The 15,071-nt window shown below is 62.4% G+C and carries 16 protein-coding genes; 6 read left to right on the top strand and 10 right to left on the bottom strand.

Annotated features, from left to right (window positions below; translation table 11 throughout):
• Positions 1–41 precede the first annotated feature (41 nt).
• From SUTH_RS07480 to SUTH_RS07470, 3 genes are all read left to right on the top strand, one after another.
• Positions 42–965 (top strand): polysaccharide deacetylase family protein, encoded by a 924-nt coding sequence (locus SUTH_RS07480; protein ID WP_041098297.1) that lies wholly within the window; start codon positions 42–44, stop codon positions 963–965.
• On the top strand, positions 962–1,453 hold the full coding sequence (locus SUTH_RS07475) for a peroxiredoxin (protein ID WP_052473426.1): 492 nt from the start codon (positions 962–964) through the stop codon (positions 1,451–1,453). Before SUTH_RS07480 ends, SUTH_RS07475 begins: the two co-directional genes overlap by 4 nt.
• Positions 1,454–1,550: 97 nt before the next feature.
• Positions 1,551–3,002, top strand: a complete 1,452-nt coding sequence (locus tag SUTH_RS07470) for a PhoH family protein (protein ID WP_041098295.1) — start codon at positions 1,551–1,553, stop codon at positions 3,000–3,002.
• Between the two features lie 115 nt (positions 3,003–3,117).
• On the opposite strand, the gene dnaB is transcribed toward SUTH_RS07470, so the two are convergent.
• From dnaB to rpsF, 5 genes are all read right to left on the bottom strand, one after another.
• Positions 3,118–4,518: a replicative DNA helicase gene (gene dnaB, locus SUTH_RS07465; RefSeq protein WP_041098293.1), complete on the bottom strand. Its 1,401-nt coding sequence runs from the start codon at positions 4,516–4,518 to the stop codon at positions 3,118–3,120.
• Positions 4,519–4,736: 218 nt separating this feature from the next.
• On the bottom strand, positions 4,737–5,186 hold the full coding sequence (rplI, locus tag SUTH_RS07460) for a 50S ribosomal protein L9 (RefSeq protein WP_041098291.1): 450 nt from the start codon (positions 5,184–5,186) through the stop codon (positions 4,737–4,739).
• A gap of 14 nt (positions 5,187–5,200) precedes the next feature.
• On the bottom strand, positions 5,201–5,479 hold the full coding sequence (gene rpsR, locus SUTH_RS07455; RefSeq protein ID WP_041098289.1) for a 30S ribosomal protein S18: 279 nt from the start codon (positions 5,477–5,479) through the stop codon (positions 5,201–5,203).
• The gene (gene priB / locus SUTH_RS07450; RefSeq protein WP_052473424.1) at positions 5,457–5,831 is read right to left on the bottom strand and encodes a primosomal replication protein N; all 375 of its coding nucleotides are present in this window, start codon (positions 5,829–5,831) and stop codon (positions 5,457–5,459) included. Before priB ends, rpsR begins: the two co-directional genes overlap by 23 nt.
• The gene (rpsF, locus tag SUTH_RS07445; RefSeq protein WP_041098285.1) at positions 5,791–6,174 is read right to left on the bottom strand and encodes a 30S ribosomal protein S6; all 384 of its coding nucleotides are present in this window, start codon (positions 6,172–6,174) and stop codon (positions 5,791–5,793) included. Before rpsF ends, priB begins: the two co-directional genes overlap by 41 nt.
• A gap of 185 nt (positions 6,175–6,359) precedes the next feature.
• Between rpsF and SUTH_RS07440 the strand changes: the two genes are divergently transcribed.
• Complete coding sequence (locus SUTH_RS07440; protein ID WP_070099331.1) at positions 6,360–7,256, top strand: HDOD domain-containing protein; 897 nt, start codon at positions 6,360–6,362, stop codon at positions 7,254–7,256.
• Here SUTH_RS07440 and SUTH_RS07435 read toward each other — a convergent pair.
• Together SUTH_RS07435 and SUTH_RS07430 are read right to left on the bottom strand one after the other, a co-directional pair.
• Positions 7,231–7,419 (bottom strand): hypothetical protein, encoded by a 189-nt coding sequence (locus tag SUTH_RS07435; protein ID WP_041098283.1) that lies wholly within the window; start codon positions 7,417–7,419, stop codon positions 7,231–7,233. The two genes, SUTH_RS07440 and SUTH_RS07435, sit on opposite strands and share 26 nt — an antisense overlap.
• 59 nt (positions 7,420–7,478) lie before the next feature.
• Positions 7,479–8,213: a pseudouridine synthase gene (locus SUTH_RS07430; RefSeq protein ID WP_041098281.1), complete on the bottom strand. Its 735-nt coding sequence runs from the start codon at positions 8,211–8,213 to the stop codon at positions 7,479–7,481.
• A gap of 48 nt (positions 8,214–8,261) precedes the next feature.
• Here SUTH_RS07430 and SUTH_RS07425 point away from each other — a divergent pair, with 48 nt between their 5' ends.
• Positions 8,262–9,134 (top strand): 23S rRNA (adenine(2030)-N(6))-methyltransferase RlmJ, encoded by an 873-nt coding sequence (locus tag SUTH_RS07425; protein WP_041098279.1) that lies wholly within the window; start codon positions 8,262–8,264, stop codon positions 9,132–9,134.
• A gap of 12 nt (positions 9,135–9,146) precedes the next feature.
• Here SUTH_RS07425 and SUTH_RS07420 read toward each other — a convergent pair whose 3' ends face one another.
• Positions 9,147–11,126: an acetoacetate--CoA ligase gene (locus SUTH_RS07420; RefSeq protein WP_041098277.1), complete on the bottom strand. Its 1,980-nt coding sequence runs from the start codon at positions 11,124–11,126 to the stop codon at positions 9,147–9,149.
• Between the two features lie 19 nt (positions 11,127–11,145).
• The gene (locus SUTH_RS07415) at positions 11,146–11,553 is read right to left on the bottom strand and encodes an acyl-CoA thioesterase (RefSeq protein ID WP_041098275.1); all 408 of its coding nucleotides are present in this window, start codon (positions 11,551–11,553) and stop codon (positions 11,146–11,148) included.
• A 75-nt stretch (positions 11,554–11,628) separates the two neighbouring features.
• Between SUTH_RS07415 and SUTH_RS07410 the strand changes: the two genes are divergently transcribed.
• Positions 11,629–13,260 carry an electron transfer flavoprotein-ubiquinone oxidoreductase gene (locus SUTH_RS07410; RefSeq protein ID WP_041098273.1) on the top strand — a complete coding sequence of 544 codons (1,632 nt, stop codon included), beginning with the start codon at positions 11,629–11,631 and terminating at the stop codon, positions 13,258–13,260.
• Between the two features lie 39 nt (positions 13,261–13,299).
• Here SUTH_RS07410 and SUTH_RS18370 read toward each other — a convergent pair whose 3' ends face one another.
• On the bottom strand, positions 13,300–14,931 hold the full coding sequence (locus SUTH_RS18370) for a methyl-accepting chemotaxis protein (RefSeq protein WP_052473422.1): 1,632 nt from the start codon (positions 14,929–14,931) through the stop codon (positions 13,300–13,302).
• Between the last annotated feature and the right edge of the window lie 140 nt (positions 14,932–15,071).

The raw sequence follows: 15,071 nt of genomic DNA, 5'->3' as shown, positions 1-15,071 counted from the left end.
GGGGGGCGGCTGCCCTCTAGGGGCGGCCCGTCTAGGGCACCATGAAGCTCGCACTGAAAATCGATGTCGATACCTGGCGCGGCACGCAGCAAGGCGTACCGCGACTGGTGGAGATTTTGCGTCGCCAGCGCGCCGACGCGAGCTTCCTCTTTTCGCTGGGCCCCGATCACACGGGCCGCGCCATCAAGCGCGCCTTCCGTCCCGGCTTCATGAAGAAGGTGCAGCGCACCTCGGTCGTTTCTCACTACGGCATCAAGACCCTCATGTACGGCACCCTGCTGCCCGGCCCCGATATCGGCCGCCGCGGCGCCGACATCATGCGCGCCACGCGCGATGCCGGTTTCGAAACGGCGATCCACTGCTGGGACCACGTCAAATGGCAGGACGGCGTCGAACGCGCCAACGCCACCTGGACCGAAATCGAAATGCGCCGGGCGCACGAACGCTATGTCGATATCTTCGGCACCGAAGCCCCGGGCCACGGCGCCGCCGGCTGGCAAATGAATGCCCATGCGCTGCGCCTGACGCAACGGCTTGGCTACCGCTGGGCCTCCGATTGCCGTGGCACGCATGCCTTCGTTCCGGTCTGGAATGGCGAAGTCGTCGCCTGCCCGCAACTGCCGACGAGCCTGCCGACGCTGGACGAACTGATCGGCACCGACGATCTGACGCCGGACAACGTGCATCTGCATCTGTTGCGGCTCACGGCGGAAGCCCGGCAGGATCACGTATTCACGCTGCACGCCGAACTTGAAGGCCTCAAGTTCGGCGATACCCTCGAACGCCTGCTGACAGGCTGGCGCGAACAGGGTTACGAACTGGCATCGCTGGGAAAGATGCGCGATGCGCTCGACCCGGCGCTGCTGCCTCGCCACGAAATGATCCGGGGCGAAATCCCCGGTCGTGCAGGCCTGTTGATGCTGCAGGGCGAGGAATTTCTGTCAACCTGGAAGGAAGCTGCATGATCGACACTTTCAAATCCAACCCCGCCGCCCCCTCTGCCCTCGGGTTGCAAGTCCCCGACTTTACCGTACCCGCCACCGGCGGCGAATTCACCCTGTCCACACATCTGGGAAAACCGCTGGTGCTGTATTTTTACCCCAAGGACAATACACCCGGCTGCACCGCCCAGGCGCAGCAATTCCGCGACTTGCACAGTCAATTCGTCAAGGCCGGCTGCATCGTGGTCGGTGTTTCGCGCGACGATCTGAAGTCGCACGAAAGCTTCAAGGCCAAGCTCGGATTGCCCTTCGAACTGATCTCCGACATCGAAGGTGTGCTCTGCCGCATGTTCGACGTGGTCAAGAACAAGATGCTGTATGGCAAGAAGGTACTCGGTATCGAGCGCAGTACCTTCCTGATCGACGGAAACGGCATCCTGCGCCAGGAATGGCGCTCCACCAAGGCCGATGGCAACGCGGCCATCGTGCTCGACGCAGTACGCAAGCTGTAATCCGGAACAGGGCCGGTATTCCGGCCTTTCCTTGCGCATTCCGCGGCACCGCGGCTGGCTATCGTGAGCCTGCCACCATCCATGTACCGAGGTCCTCATGAACGCCAAGCGCGCCAAGACCCACAAGAGCCCCGTCACCAAGCTGTTCGTGCTCGACACCAATGTGCTGATGCACGATCCCTTGAGCCTCTTCCGCTTCGAGGAGCACGACATTTACGTGCCGATGATGACCCTCGAGGAACTCGACGCGAACAAGAAGGGCATGTCGGAAGTCGCGCGCAATGCGCGCCAGGCCAGCCGCCTGATGGACGAGATCGTCTCTGGTGCCGAGCACAACATGGCCCACGGCATAGCCCTGACCGGCCCCTCGCGCCAACTGGCGACCGGCCATCTGTTCTTCCAGACCGAGGCCATCAACGGCGTCCTGCCGATTTCGCTGCCGACCGCCAAGGCCGACAACCAGATCATCGGCGTGGTGATGCATCTGTGCCAGAAGTTCCCCAAGCGACCGGTGATCCTGGTCTCCAAGGACATCAACATGCGCATCAAGGCCCGCGCACTGGGTCTCGAAGCACAGGATTATTTCAACGACAAGGTGCTGGAGGATACCGATCTCCTCTACACCGGCACCCTCGAACTGCCGCCGGATTTCTGGGACACCCACGCCAAAGGCCTGGAGTCATGGAAGAAGGACAGCCGCACCTACTACCGCATCAAGGGCCCGCTCTGCCCCGATCTGCTGGTCAATGAGTTCGTCTGGCAGGAAGGCCCGCAACCGCTGCAGGCATGGGTAAGAGTCGGCGCCGGCAAGACGGCGGAACTGGAAACCCTGATCGACTACAGCCACGCCAAGAATGCCGTCTGGGGCATCACCGCACGAAACCGCGAGCAGAACTTCGCCCTCAACCTGCTGATGAATCCGGAGATCGACTTCGTCACTCTCCTCGGCCAGGCCGGCACCGGCAAGACGCTGCTGACGCTTGCCGCCGCCCTGACGCAGACGCTGGAAACCAAGCTTTTCGCCGAGATCATCATCACCCGGGTCACCGTTCCCGTCGGCGAGGACATCGGTTTCCTCCCTGGGACCGAAGAAGAAAAGATGACGCCCTGGATGGGCGCGCTGGAAGACAACCTCGACGTGCTCAACAAGCCGGCCGAAACGCCCGCCGGTGGGCCGGGGGCCAGCGCCGGCAGCTACGGCGGCGACTGGGGACGCGCGGCGACGATGGACCTGATCCGCAGCCGGATCAAGATCAAGTCGCTCAACTTCATGCGCGGCCGCACCTTCATGAACAAGTTCCTCATCATCGATGAAGCGCAGAACCTGACGCCGAAGCAGATGAAAACCCTGATCACCCGCGCCGGCCCCGGCACCAAGGTGGTCTGCCTGGGCAATATCGCCCAGATCGACACGCCCTATCTGACCGAAGGCAGTTCAGGCCTGACTTATGTGGTGGACCGCTTCAAGGGCTGGTCGCATTCGGGCCACGTGACTTTGCAGCGCGGCGAACGCTCGCGACTGGCCGATCACGCGGCGGAAGTGCTGTAGTCGTTGCTGTTCAGCCCCGGTACGAGGCTGAACCCGCGGCAAAATTTTAGCTCCGGCCTCTCCCTGCGGTCGATTAACATCGCTTCGCGATGTTAGCCTGCACTGAAACTTTGCTTCAGGTTCGATACGAACCTGAAGCAAAATTTTCAAACTTGGTGTATTCGCCGAGGAAGGTTAGCCGCACTGTACCGACCGGACCGTTGCGGTGCTTCCCGATGATGGCCTCGGCCGTGCCCTTGTCCTGCGTGTCGGGCTTGTAGTATTCCTCGCGGTACATCATCAGGATGATGTCGGCGTCCTGCTCGATGGCGCCGGATTCGCGCAAGTCGCTCATCAGCGGCCGCTTGTCGTTGCGCTCCTCGACCTTGCGCGAGAGTTGCGACAGCGCAATGATCGGCACCTGCAACTCCTTGGCCAGCGCCTTGATCGACCTTGAAATCTCCGAAATTTCCGTGGCGCGATTCTCGCCGTCACGGTTGGAGCTCATCAACTGCAGGTAGTCGATGATGATCAGGCCGAGCTTGCCGAACTGCCGATGCAGGCGTCGCGCGCGGGCGCGCAGGTCGGTCGAGTTGATGGCGCCGGTCTCGTCGATATGGATCGGTGCCTCGTGCAGTTTGCCCAGCGCCACGGTCATGCGGTCCCATTCGTCATCGGTCAGGCGGCCGGTGCGCAGCTTGCCCTGGTCGATGCGGCCGACCGATGACAGAAAGCGCGTGGCGAGTTGCGGACCGGACATTTCCAGGCTGAAAATCGCCACCGGCAGCCGCAACTCGACGCCGACATGCTCGGCGATGTTGAGCGCGAACGCGGTCTTGCCCATCGACGGGCGCCCGGCGACAACGACCATGTCGCCCGGTTGCAGACCGGAAGTCATCCGGTCAAGGTCTGCAAATCCTGTGGCAACGCCGGTGATATCCGACTGGCTGTCGCGCGCCAGCAGGGTTTCCATGCGCTCGACGACCTCGCCCAGCAGGGGTTGGATCGCAACGAAGCCGTTGTTGCTGCGATTGCCGGCCTCGGCAATCTGAAAAATGCGCTGTTCGGCATCGTCAAGCAGGGTTTTTACGTCGCGCCCGGCGGGATTCAGCGCATTGCCGGCGATTTCATCGCCGACGGTGACCAACTGGCGAAGAATGGCGCGCTCGCGCACGATCTCGGCATAGCGCCGGATATTCGCCGCCGACGGCGTGGCGTTGGCGATTTCGCCGAGATAACCGAGGCCGCCGGTCTGATCAACTTCATTCGAAGCTTCGATGGACTCGTAGACGGTCACCACGTCGGCCGGCCGGCCCTGCTGGATCAGCTTGCCGATATGGCGAAAGATCCGGCGATGGTCATCGCGATAGAAATCGGTTTCGCGGACCACATCGCCGATGCGATCCCACGCCGCATTGTCGATCAGCAGGCCGCCGATCAGCGATTGCTCGGCCTCGATGGAATGGGGGGGAAGCTTGAGCGCGGCGACTTGTGAATCGACCGGCTGCTGGGAATTGAAGGCGCGTACCTGGGCCATCGCTGTCTCCGATGTGAAGCGCAGAGTCTACCGCGCGCATCGGCTTGTGGTAAGTGAACAAGTTGTGGAAATTCTGTGGAGAACTTGTGTAAATGCAGTGGATGAATCGCACGCGCCGCAACATCGCGTGAATGGCATCAGCGGCGAGGAAACGGCCGCCACAAACAACAAGGCCGCTGACGACATGTCAGCGGCCTTGTCTTGGAACGAGGTGCGACTCAGTGCTCGCCGAGGACAGACACCGTCACCGTCGCCACGACATCAGTATGCAGCGCGATCTGGACCGGCGTGTCGCCAATGGTCTTGAGCGGACCTTCGGGCAGGCGGATCGCCGACTTCTCGACCTGGAAGCCCTGGGCGGCAAGCGCCTCGGCGATGTCATGGGTCGACACGGAGCCGAACAGGCGGCCATCGACGCCGGTCTTGCGGGTGATTTGCAGCATCAGGCCTTCGAGCTTCTCGACCTGGGCCCGGGCAGCGGCAATCGCCTCGGCCTGGATGCGCTCGAGTTCGGCGCGCTTTTCTTCAAAAATCTTGCGGTTGGCTTCGGTCGCGCGCTTGGCCTTGCCTTGCGGGATCAGGAAGTTGCGGGCATAGCCGTCCTTGACTTTGACCACGTCACCGAGGCCACCGAGGTTCACGACTTTTTCCATCAGAATGATTTGCATGGTCTCGTCCTCGCTTACTGGTGCAGATCGGTGTAGGGCAGCAGCGCCAGGAAGCGCGCGCGCTTGATGGCGGTCGACAGCTGGCGCTGGTAGCCGGTCTTGGTGCCGGTGATGCGCGCCGGCATGATCTTGGCGTTTTCGGCGATGAAGTCCTTGAGGATTTCGACGTCCTTGTAGTCGATCTCTTCGATCTTCTCAGCCGTGAAGCGGCAGAATTTTCGGCGCTTGAACAGGCTGCGGCCCTTGTCGTCCTTGCGCTTTACGTTGGTCTTACTTTTCGGCTTGAATGCCATTTTCAGTTCCTTCCACGAATTCGACTGTATTCACATGCAGTATCGGGCTGCGACGCTTGAGGCTACGGGCGGCGAGAAAACCTGCCACCCTGATCCCGTCTCCCGGCTTGGCTGCAAGCAGCACTTGCGCCGGCCGGCCCATTGCTACACAGGCCATCTCGCATTCCACCTTGCGCTCGACGTCGGCTTCGACCTGGGTCGAGACATGCGCGAGGAGAAATTCGAGAACCGGTATCCCGGCGGGGGTGCGGCGCAATGCGCCACGCTCAAGCAAGCGACCCGACAACTGCGTCAGATTGCCCGGCTTATCCTCAGGCGGCAACGGCAGCAGCCGGAGCCTCGACCTTGGCATCGCCCTGGGTCAACGAACGCGACTTCTCTTCCTTCATCATCGGAGAGGGAGTCACCACCGCCTTGCGCGTTTTCACCGTCAGGTGGCGCAATACGGCATCGTTGAACTTGAAAGCGTGCTCGAGTTCGGCCAGGGTTTCACCATCGCACTCGATATTCATCAGCACGTAGTGGGCTTTGTGCACCTTCTGGATCGGATAGGCCATCTGGCGACGACCCCAGTCTTCGAGGCGGTGGATGGCTCCGTTGCGGCCGGTGACCAGCGTCTTGTAACGCTCGATCATCGCCGGAACCTGCTCGGACTGGTCCGGGTGGACGATAAATACGACTTCATAATGGCGCATGCAATCTCCTTGTGGTTGGGTTACAGCCCCCCCGCATGCGTAACGGGTGGAGCAAGGGAAGCCGGGCATTCTACCAAGCAGCGCTCCCCGTAGCAAGGTCCGTAACGAGGCAAAATACAACGGCGCCGGGCCGATTAACCCGGTGCTGTTCATGCCAAGATGGCGACCATGAGGGATCCTCGACCATGATTGAACAGCCGCTCCCGGATCTGGAGGCGTGGGTAGCCTATTTCCGCGAAGCCAATCTTCCCGTTTTGCGCCATACGGTGCAGGAACTCGAGCGGATGCGCGAGAACGCCGAAAACGTCAACGGTCGCGTGCTTTCCGCGACGATTCTGCGCGACCCGATGATGACCTTGCGCGTTCTCGGCTATATCGAAACGAATCGCCGCGCGCGCCAGACGACCGACATCACCACGATCGAGCGGGCGATCATGATGATCGGCATTACGCCTTTTTTCCGCGATTTCCAGGATTTGCCGCAGATCGAAAACCAACTCAAGCCCTACCCGCAGGCCCTGCTCGGCATGCTCAAGGTCATCCATCGTGCGCGCCGCGCGGCGCAATGGGCCCGCGACTGGGCCATTGTCCGGCACGACCTCGATGTCGACGAAATCACGCTGGCCGCCCTGCTCCACGATATGGCAGAACTTCTGATGTGGTGCTTCGCACCCAGGATCGCCATCAAGGTCCGCGATACCCAGATCGCCGACCGCACCAGGCGCTCCGCGGACATTCAAACCGAAATTTACGGCATACCGCTCTATCAGCTCAAGATGGGGCTGGCCGAAACATGGCACCTGCCGCAACTTCTGTCCCAATTGATGGACAGCAAGAACGCGGAAAATCCCCGGGTACGCAACGTCAAGCTGGCCGTCGATCTGGCCCGCCACTCTGCCAACAGCTGGAGCGACGCTGCCCTGCCGGACGACCTGAATGGCATCCGCGAACTACTGCGCATCAACCAGCAAACCCTGGTTCGCCGCCTCGGCCTCGATGAAACCACTTCGACCATGCTGCTGGCGATGGACGATACCCCGGAGCAGAACGATTCCGTCAGCCGCAGTAGCGAAGCCCCATAAGATTCAACAGCAATTCCGGCTGCCGATAGGCGCCGAAGGCCAGTGCGACAATCGCTGCGGCGGCGAGCAGGCCGATGGCCCACGCCAGGCGCGACGGCCAATGCCGAGGCAGCCGGGCCTGGGTCTGATATTCCGCTTCAACCGTTTCATCGCGTGCGTGCATATGCCTATACTCGGCAAGCTTGCCTGTCGAGTCAAGCCCGCCAGGCACAACCACAGCCCCTAGAATCGCTCGTCTTCGCGCAGAAAGCGCCACTGGCCCAGGGGCAAATCTCCCAGACGAACGCGGCCGATACGCACCCGTTTCAATCCGGTCACCCGCAGGCCCACCAGTTCGCACATGCGGCGAATCTGCCGCTTGCGACCCTCGGTCAGCACGAAACGCAGTTGTTCCGGATTGGCCCAGGCAACATTCGCCGGGCGCAGCTTCTTCCCGTCCAGCTCCAACCCGTGGTTGAGCAGCGCAAGGCCCCGCTCGTCGAGCGAGCCCTCGACCCGGACCAGATATTCCTTCTCCACCTTCGAGTCATCGCCGATCAGTTGCCGCGCCACGCGGCCGTCCTGGGTCAGCACCAGCAAGCCGGTGGAATCGATGTCGAGCCGTCCCGCCGGCGCCAGGCCTTTCAGGTGGGAGGGCTGGAAGCGCTGATGATCGCCGGCCATCTGGGTCTTCGGCGAGATCAGGCTCACGGCCGGCTGGTGGCCGTCCTCGGCCTGGCCGGAAACGATGCCGATCGGCTTGTGCAGCAGGATGGTCGCCTGCCGCGCCTGCGTTGCACGCGCCTCCGGCGCCAGAGTAATCACCGCATCGGCGGCGGCCCGGGTGCCCAGTTGCGTGACCCGCTGGCCATCGACGAACACCAGACCGCGCTCGATATAGGCGTCGGCCTCGCGCCGCGAGCACAGTCCGCGTTCCGCCAAAAGTTTTGAAACCCGGATACCCTGCGTATCATTCATGGTCGCGCATTCTATCCTGCGCTCAGAGCCTATTTCAGTAGGAATTTTATGCTCAGCTATCGCCACGCCTTCCACGCCGGCAACCACGCCGACGTCCTCAAGCACCTCGTGCTGATGCTCTGCATCGAGCACATGAACAGCAAGGACAAGCCCTACACCCTGGTCGACACCCATGCCGGCGCGGGTTTCTACGCCCTCGATGCGGAGCAGGCCAAGCGCACCGGCGAGTATGTGGAAGGCATCGGCCGGCTTTGGGGGCGCAAGGATCTGCCACCGCCGCTGGTCGCCTATGTGGCTCTGGTACGCGCCCTGAACGGCAGCGCCACCCTGCGTCGCTATCCCGGATCGCCGCGAATCGCCGCAAGCCTGATCCGCGACACGGCCCAGGTGCGCGACACCCTGCGGCTATGCGAGCTCCATTCGACGGATTTTGCATTGCTGCGACGCCAGTTCAAGGATGCCGGGCGGCGCATTTCCGTGGAACAGGCCGACGGCTTCGAAGTGCTGAAGGCCGCTCTGCCGCCGCCCTCACGCAGGGGCCTGGTGCTGATCGACCCGTCCTACGAAATCAAGAGCGACTACATGAAGGTCGTCGTCGCCGTCAAGGACGCGCTGAAACGCTTTGCCACCGGCACCTACCTGGTCTGGCACCCGATGCTGCCCACCATCGAAGCCAACCAGCTGCCGGAAAAACTGAAGAAGGCCGGCGCCAGCCACTGGCTGCATGCCACGCTCAGCGTTCGCGCACCGGCAACGAAAGGTCACGGCATGCATGGCAGCGGCATGTTCGTCATCAATCCGCCGTGGACATTGGCGGCCGCGCTGGAAGAATGCCTGCCCTTCCTTGCTGCTGCACTGGCGCTGGACGAACGGGCCGGCTGGAGCGTCGACCAGTTCGAGCAGGGCACGAAAAAAGACTGAAACGCCTTTCTCTCAGCGCTGCAACTCGGCGCGATCGCGGAAGTGTTCCAGCGCCTCGGGATTGGCCAGCGCCTCGACGTTCTTCACGGCGGCGCCATGCACCACGTTGCGCACCGCCAGCTCAACGATCTTGCCGCTCTTGGTGCGCGGAATATCGGCGACCTGGAGGATTTTCGCCGGCACGTGGCGCGGCGTGGTGTTGTCCTTGATCACCTGCTTGATGCGTTTTTCCAGCGCATCGTCGAGCACCAGCGCCTCGCGCAACTTGACGAAAAGCACCACGCGCACGTCGCCGCTGTTGCCCGGCGGCCAGTCCTGGCCGATGACAATGGACTCGACCACCTCGGGCAGCTTCTCCACCTGGCGATAGATTTCCGCGGTGCCGATGCGCACACCGCCCGGATTCAGGGTCGCGTCGGAACGGCCGTAGATGATGAAGCCGCCATGAGCGGTGATCTCGGCGAAATCGCCGTGGCACCAGATGTTGTCGAAGCGCTCGAAGTAGGCCGCGTGATATTTTGCGCCGCCTTCGTCCTTCCAGAAACCGATCGGCATCACGGGAAAGCTGCGGGTACACACCAGTTCGCCCTTTTCGCCGCGCACTGGCCGACCGGCATCGTCGAACACGCCGACCGCCATGCCAAGGCCGGCGCACTGGATCTCGCCGCGATACACAGGGCCGTTGGGATTGCCGATGACAAAGCAGGAAATGATGTCGGTGCCGCCGGAAACCGATGCGAGCTGGACGTTCTGCTTGATATTGGCGTAGACATAGTCGAAACCTTCCGCCACCAGCGGGCTGCCGGTCGAGAACACGGCACGCACGTGCTCCAGCTTGTGCGTCTGGCACGGCTTGAGTTCGATCTTGGCGATGGCGTCGATGAACTTGGCCGAAGTGCCGAGATGCGTCATGCCTTCCGCATCCGCATAGTCGAACAGGATGTTGCCGCGTCCGACGAAGGGCGATCCGTCGTAAAGCAGCAGTGTGGCGCCCGAGGCCAGGGCCGACACCAGCCAGTTCCACATCATCCAGCCGCAGGTGGTGAAGTAGAACAGGCGGTCGTTGGCGCGCACGTCGCTCTGCAACTGGTGTTCCTTGATGTGCTGCAGCAGCACGCCGCCGGCGCAATGCACGATGCATTTCGGCACGCCGGTGGTGCCCGAGGAATACATGATGTAAAGCGGATGGTCGAAGGGCAGCCGCTCGAAGCGGATGTCCCGTTCGCCGGCGAAAGGCGCGAGAAAATCGGCCAGCGCCACGCCGTGTTTCACGGCGGAGATGTCCCCGCCTCCGCCCGCATAAGGAACGACAACGACGCGTTCGAGCGAAGGCATGCGCGCGGCGATGTCGGCCACCTTGCCGAGGCAATCGATGGTCTTGCCGTTGTAGAAATAGCCATCACAGGCGAACAAGACTTTCGGCTCGATCTGGCCGAAGCGGTCGACCACGCCCTGCACGCCGAAATCCGGCGAGGCGGAAGAGAAAATCGCCCCAATGGAGGCAGTGGCCAGCATCGCCACCACCGCGGCCGGCAGGTTGGGTAGATAGGCGGCAACGCGGTCGCCCTTGACCACGCCCATGGCGCGCAGCGCGGCGGCTGTCTGCGCCACGGCGCGATACAGGTCGGCGTGGCTGGCGCGGCCCCTGACCCTGTCCTCGCCCCAGAACACCAGCGCATCTCCATCATCGCGCCGGCGCAGCAGGTTCTCGGCAAAATTCAGCCGCGCCTGCGGGAACCACTTTGCGCCCGGCATCTTCTCGCGGTTGACGACGATTGTGGAACCCATTTCGCCGCGCACCTCGCCGAACTCCCAGACCGACGCCCAGAATTCTTCCGGGTGGTCAATCGACCATGCATGCAAAGTCAAATAGTCGGCGCTGGCGAGACGGCGATTCCAGCGCTTTGCCGCGGCCTTCGTAAAAGCGGTGAGGCGAGTGCCGGCGATGCACTGGGCGGAGGGCTGCCAGATCGGCGCGGTCGTTGTGTTCATCGTGATCCTCTTGATTGAATTACAGGCAGCTGACACGCATCGCCTCGGGCAGGGGAATCGACTTCCCCGTGGAGGGATTGATCCATACCAGCTTGGCCGCACCCTCGGCAAAGAGCCGATCGTCGCCCACCAGGCGCATTTCGTACCAGGTCGGCACGCTGCTGCGACCCGGCGCGCCGCAGAACATGCGGCAGTCGATGATCCCCGGATAGGTGAAGGGGATCAGAAAGGTGCAACTGGCGTTGACGATCACCGGCCCTTCGGTCTGTGTCCACGAGGTGCCGAAGCCGAAACTCTCCAGCCACTCGATGCGCGCCTGTTCCATGTAGCGGAAATAGACCGTGTTGTTGACGTGCCCCATGGCGTCCTGATCGCCCCAGCGAATCGGCATCCGGTTGCTGTAGACGAGCTTGCGGTGGTGTTCCATGGGCACATGGTCCCGAGTGTTATAGAAGAGTTCAAGATTATAATCTGCCGATTAGGTCAATCGATCGAGGTCAGCATGCAGCGCGAAGCCATGGAGTTTGATGTTGTCATAGTGGGTGGCGGTCCGGCCGGACTAGCCGCCGCAATCCGCCTGAAGCAGATCAATGCGGAAATCAACGTCTGCCTGATCGAAAAAGGCTCTGAAATCGGCGCCCACATTCTTTCCGGTGCCGTCATGGACCCGCGTGCGTTGACCGAACTGATCCCCGACTGGCAGGCGCAGGGCGCGCCGCTGGAAACCGCCGTGACCCGCGACCGCTTTGCATTCCTGACGCAGCACGGCTTCGTCGACCTGCCGGTGATGCTGCTGCCCGGCTGCTTCCAGAACCATGGCAACTACGTGATCAGCCTGGGCCAGCTTTGCCGCTGGCTCGGTGCGCAGGCCGAAGCGCTGGGCGTCGAGATTTATCCCGGCTTTGCCGGCGCCGAAGTGCTTTACGACGACAAGGGCGCGGTGCGCGGCGTCGCCACCGGCGACATGGGCATCGGTCACGACGGCCAGCCCACGGCCAACCATCAGCCCGGCATGGAACTGCTGGCCAAATACACGCTGTTCGCCGAAGGCTGCCGCGGACATCTGGGCAAGCAGGTTGAAGCAAAGTTCGGCTTGCGCGCCGAATCCGATCCGCAGACCTACGCCATCGGCATCAAGGAACTGTGGGAGATCGATCCCGAGCAGCACGAGAAGGGCCTGGTGATGCACACCTTCGGCTGGCCGATGAAATCCGACACTTACGGCGGTGGCTTCATCTACCACTTCGGCGAAAATCTGGTGTCGGTCGGCCTCGTCGTCGGCCTCGGCTACAAGAATCCCTTCCTCGCGCCCTTCGAGGAAATGCAGCGCATGAAAACCCATCCGCAGATCGCGCCCATGTTCAAGGACGGCAAGCGGCTGGCCTACGGCGCCCGCGCGCTGGCTGCGGGCGGCCTGCAGTCGCTGCCGAAGCTCGACTTCCCCGGCGGCGCGCTGATTGGCGACGATGCCGGCATGCTGGTCGCGTCGCGCATCAAGGGCAGCCACGCCGCGATCAAGAGCGGCATGCTGGCAGGCGATGCCGCCGCCGCCGCGTTGGCTGCCGGCCGCGCCAACGACGCCCTGACGGCCTATCCGGAAGCCTTCCGCGCATCGTGGCTCTACGATGAACTGCATACCGCGCGCAACTTCAAGCCGTGGATGGCGAAAGGACTATGGACCGGCTCCCTGATGTTCGGCATCGACCAGGTGTTGTTGCGCGGCAAGGCCCCATGGACCCTGCACAACACGGCCGACCACCTGAAGCTCAAGCCGGCCGCCGAATGCAAACCGATCGCCTACGAGAAACCCGACGGCGTCCTGACCTTTGACCGGCTTTCCTCCGTCTTCCTGTCGAATACCAACCACGAGGAAGACCAGCCCTGCCATCTTCAGCTGAAAGATGCGAGTGTGCCGATCGCCACCAATCTGGCGATCTACGACGCCCCCGAGCAGCGCTACTGCCCGGCCGGCGTCTATGAAATCCTGCGTGAAGACGACGGCAACAATCCGCGCCTGCAGATCAACGCGCAGAATTGCGTGCACTGCAAGACCTGCGACATCAAGGACCCGACGCAGAACATCACCTGGGTAGTCCCGCAAGGCGGCGAAGGGCCGATCTACACCCAGATGTAGGAAAGCCCTATGCGGCTTGGACCGGATCAGAGCCGCCGCTTAAAGCCGGAAGGAGCCAATCGAGGCCGACAGCCCATCGGCCAGCTTCTCCAGCTGCTGGGCCGCCGTGGCGGCCTGTTCGGCCGAGGCGTTGTTTGCCTCCACCATGGTGGCGATCATTTCCACATTGCGTGCGATCTCGTTGCTGGCCGCATTCTGTTCCTGAAGCGAATTCGTGATGTCGTTCACGACACCCACCACGCGCTGGGCGCCAGTCTGGATTTCAACGATCGATGATCCTGCCTGCTTCGCCAGTTCGGTGCCGGAACGAACCTGATCGACTCCGGCCACCATGCTCTGCACCGCATCCCGTGTACCGCTCTGGATTTTTTCCACGGTGGCGGCAATTTCCTGGGTCGACAGCGTGGTCCGCTCGGCGAGCTTTCTCACCTCGTCGGCGACCACCGCAAAGCCCCTTCCCTGCTCGCCGGCACGTGCCGCCTCGATGGCGGCATTGAGCGCCAGCAGATTGGTCTGGTCGGCGATTTCCTTGATCACGTTGACCACGGCCGAGATTTCCATCGACTGCTGCTCGAGGGTGCTGATGATTGCCGACGAGGCTTCGACCGAATCGGCGATCTTGCTCATTTCCGACGCGGCGCTGTGAATGACGCCGCTACCCTGGCGAGAGAGTTCCTCCGAGTGGACCGAAAGACCATGCGCCTCGCTCGCGCTGTCGGCAATCTGACCGATGCCTACCGTCATCTGCTCGACGGCGGCGGCGGTGGAGCTCGTCGCTTCGCTCTGCTTCGCCGAGGACTCCGCCACGGCGCTGGCGGCCTGCGCCAGTTGCCGGGATGCCTGGCCAAGCTGCCCGGCACCGGTGGTGATCTTGCCGACCATTTCACGCAGGCGGTCGCGCATCGCCTTCATCGAGGCCAGCAGGCTGGTCGAATCGCCCGGCTCCATGCGTATCTCTATCCCGAGGTTGCCGTTCGCAATTTCCCGCGCGATGTCATTGGCGTACTGGACCTCGCCGCCCAGCGCCCGGGCCACGACGCGGACAACGACAACGGCGGTAACCACCGCAACAACGATGACAAGCAGGGAGAGCGCGATGGTGACCGTGGTGAGGTTGGCCGTCAGCGACAGCGTTTCCCCGCTGACCCGCTCCATCTTGGCGGACTGATGGGTGATCAGCTCGGTGATGGCGCCGACGTAGGCATCGAGCTTGGGCTTCAGCGTTCCCATGAGGAACCGGTTGGCGTCATCCTTGCTGCCCGACTTCACCAGTTCGATGTATTTCTTGCGGTGCTCCGTGTAGTCTGCGCGCGCCTTCAGCATGGCGGCCAGCCTCGTCTTGCCGTTCTCCGAGGCAACCGCCTTTTCGAGGAACTTGAACTTTTCCGTGATGGTATTGCTGTTGACGGCCATCTCGTCGGTGACGCGCTTGATTTCGGCGGCATCGGCAAGCTGAATCAACAACAGCGTGTTGGTCCAGTTGCGCATGACATTGAGGCGAAGCTCCCCCGCCGCCGCCACCTTCGGATAGGAATCTTCGGCCATGTCGACAACATGGCTGGCGACAGTGCGTCCGCGCTGGGCAATGACGGTGGCCATGATCGCAATCAGGACGATGACGATGCCGAATCCCCATGTCAGCAATGTTCGGATGCTGGTTTTCGCGAACATATCGAACTCCTCCGATGAATGAGCCAATCATCATACTCCTGGCTTTTGCGGCGACAAATACCAGCCCCTGCACGCGTCGGCGGTGCTTATCATTGCCCCCTCCGAAGAAAAATCGCGGCCGCAAAAAATACGGGAACCCG

The sequence above is a fragment of the Sulfuritalea hydrogenivorans sk43H genome (assembly GCF_000828635.1).
GTDB lineage: Bacteria > Pseudomonadota > Gammaproteobacteria > Burkholderiales > Rhodocyclaceae > Sulfuritalea > Sulfuritalea hydrogenivorans.
The sequence above is the reverse complement of the archived record's forward strand: the minus strand, read 5'-3'. Positions and strand labels throughout refer to the sequence as shown.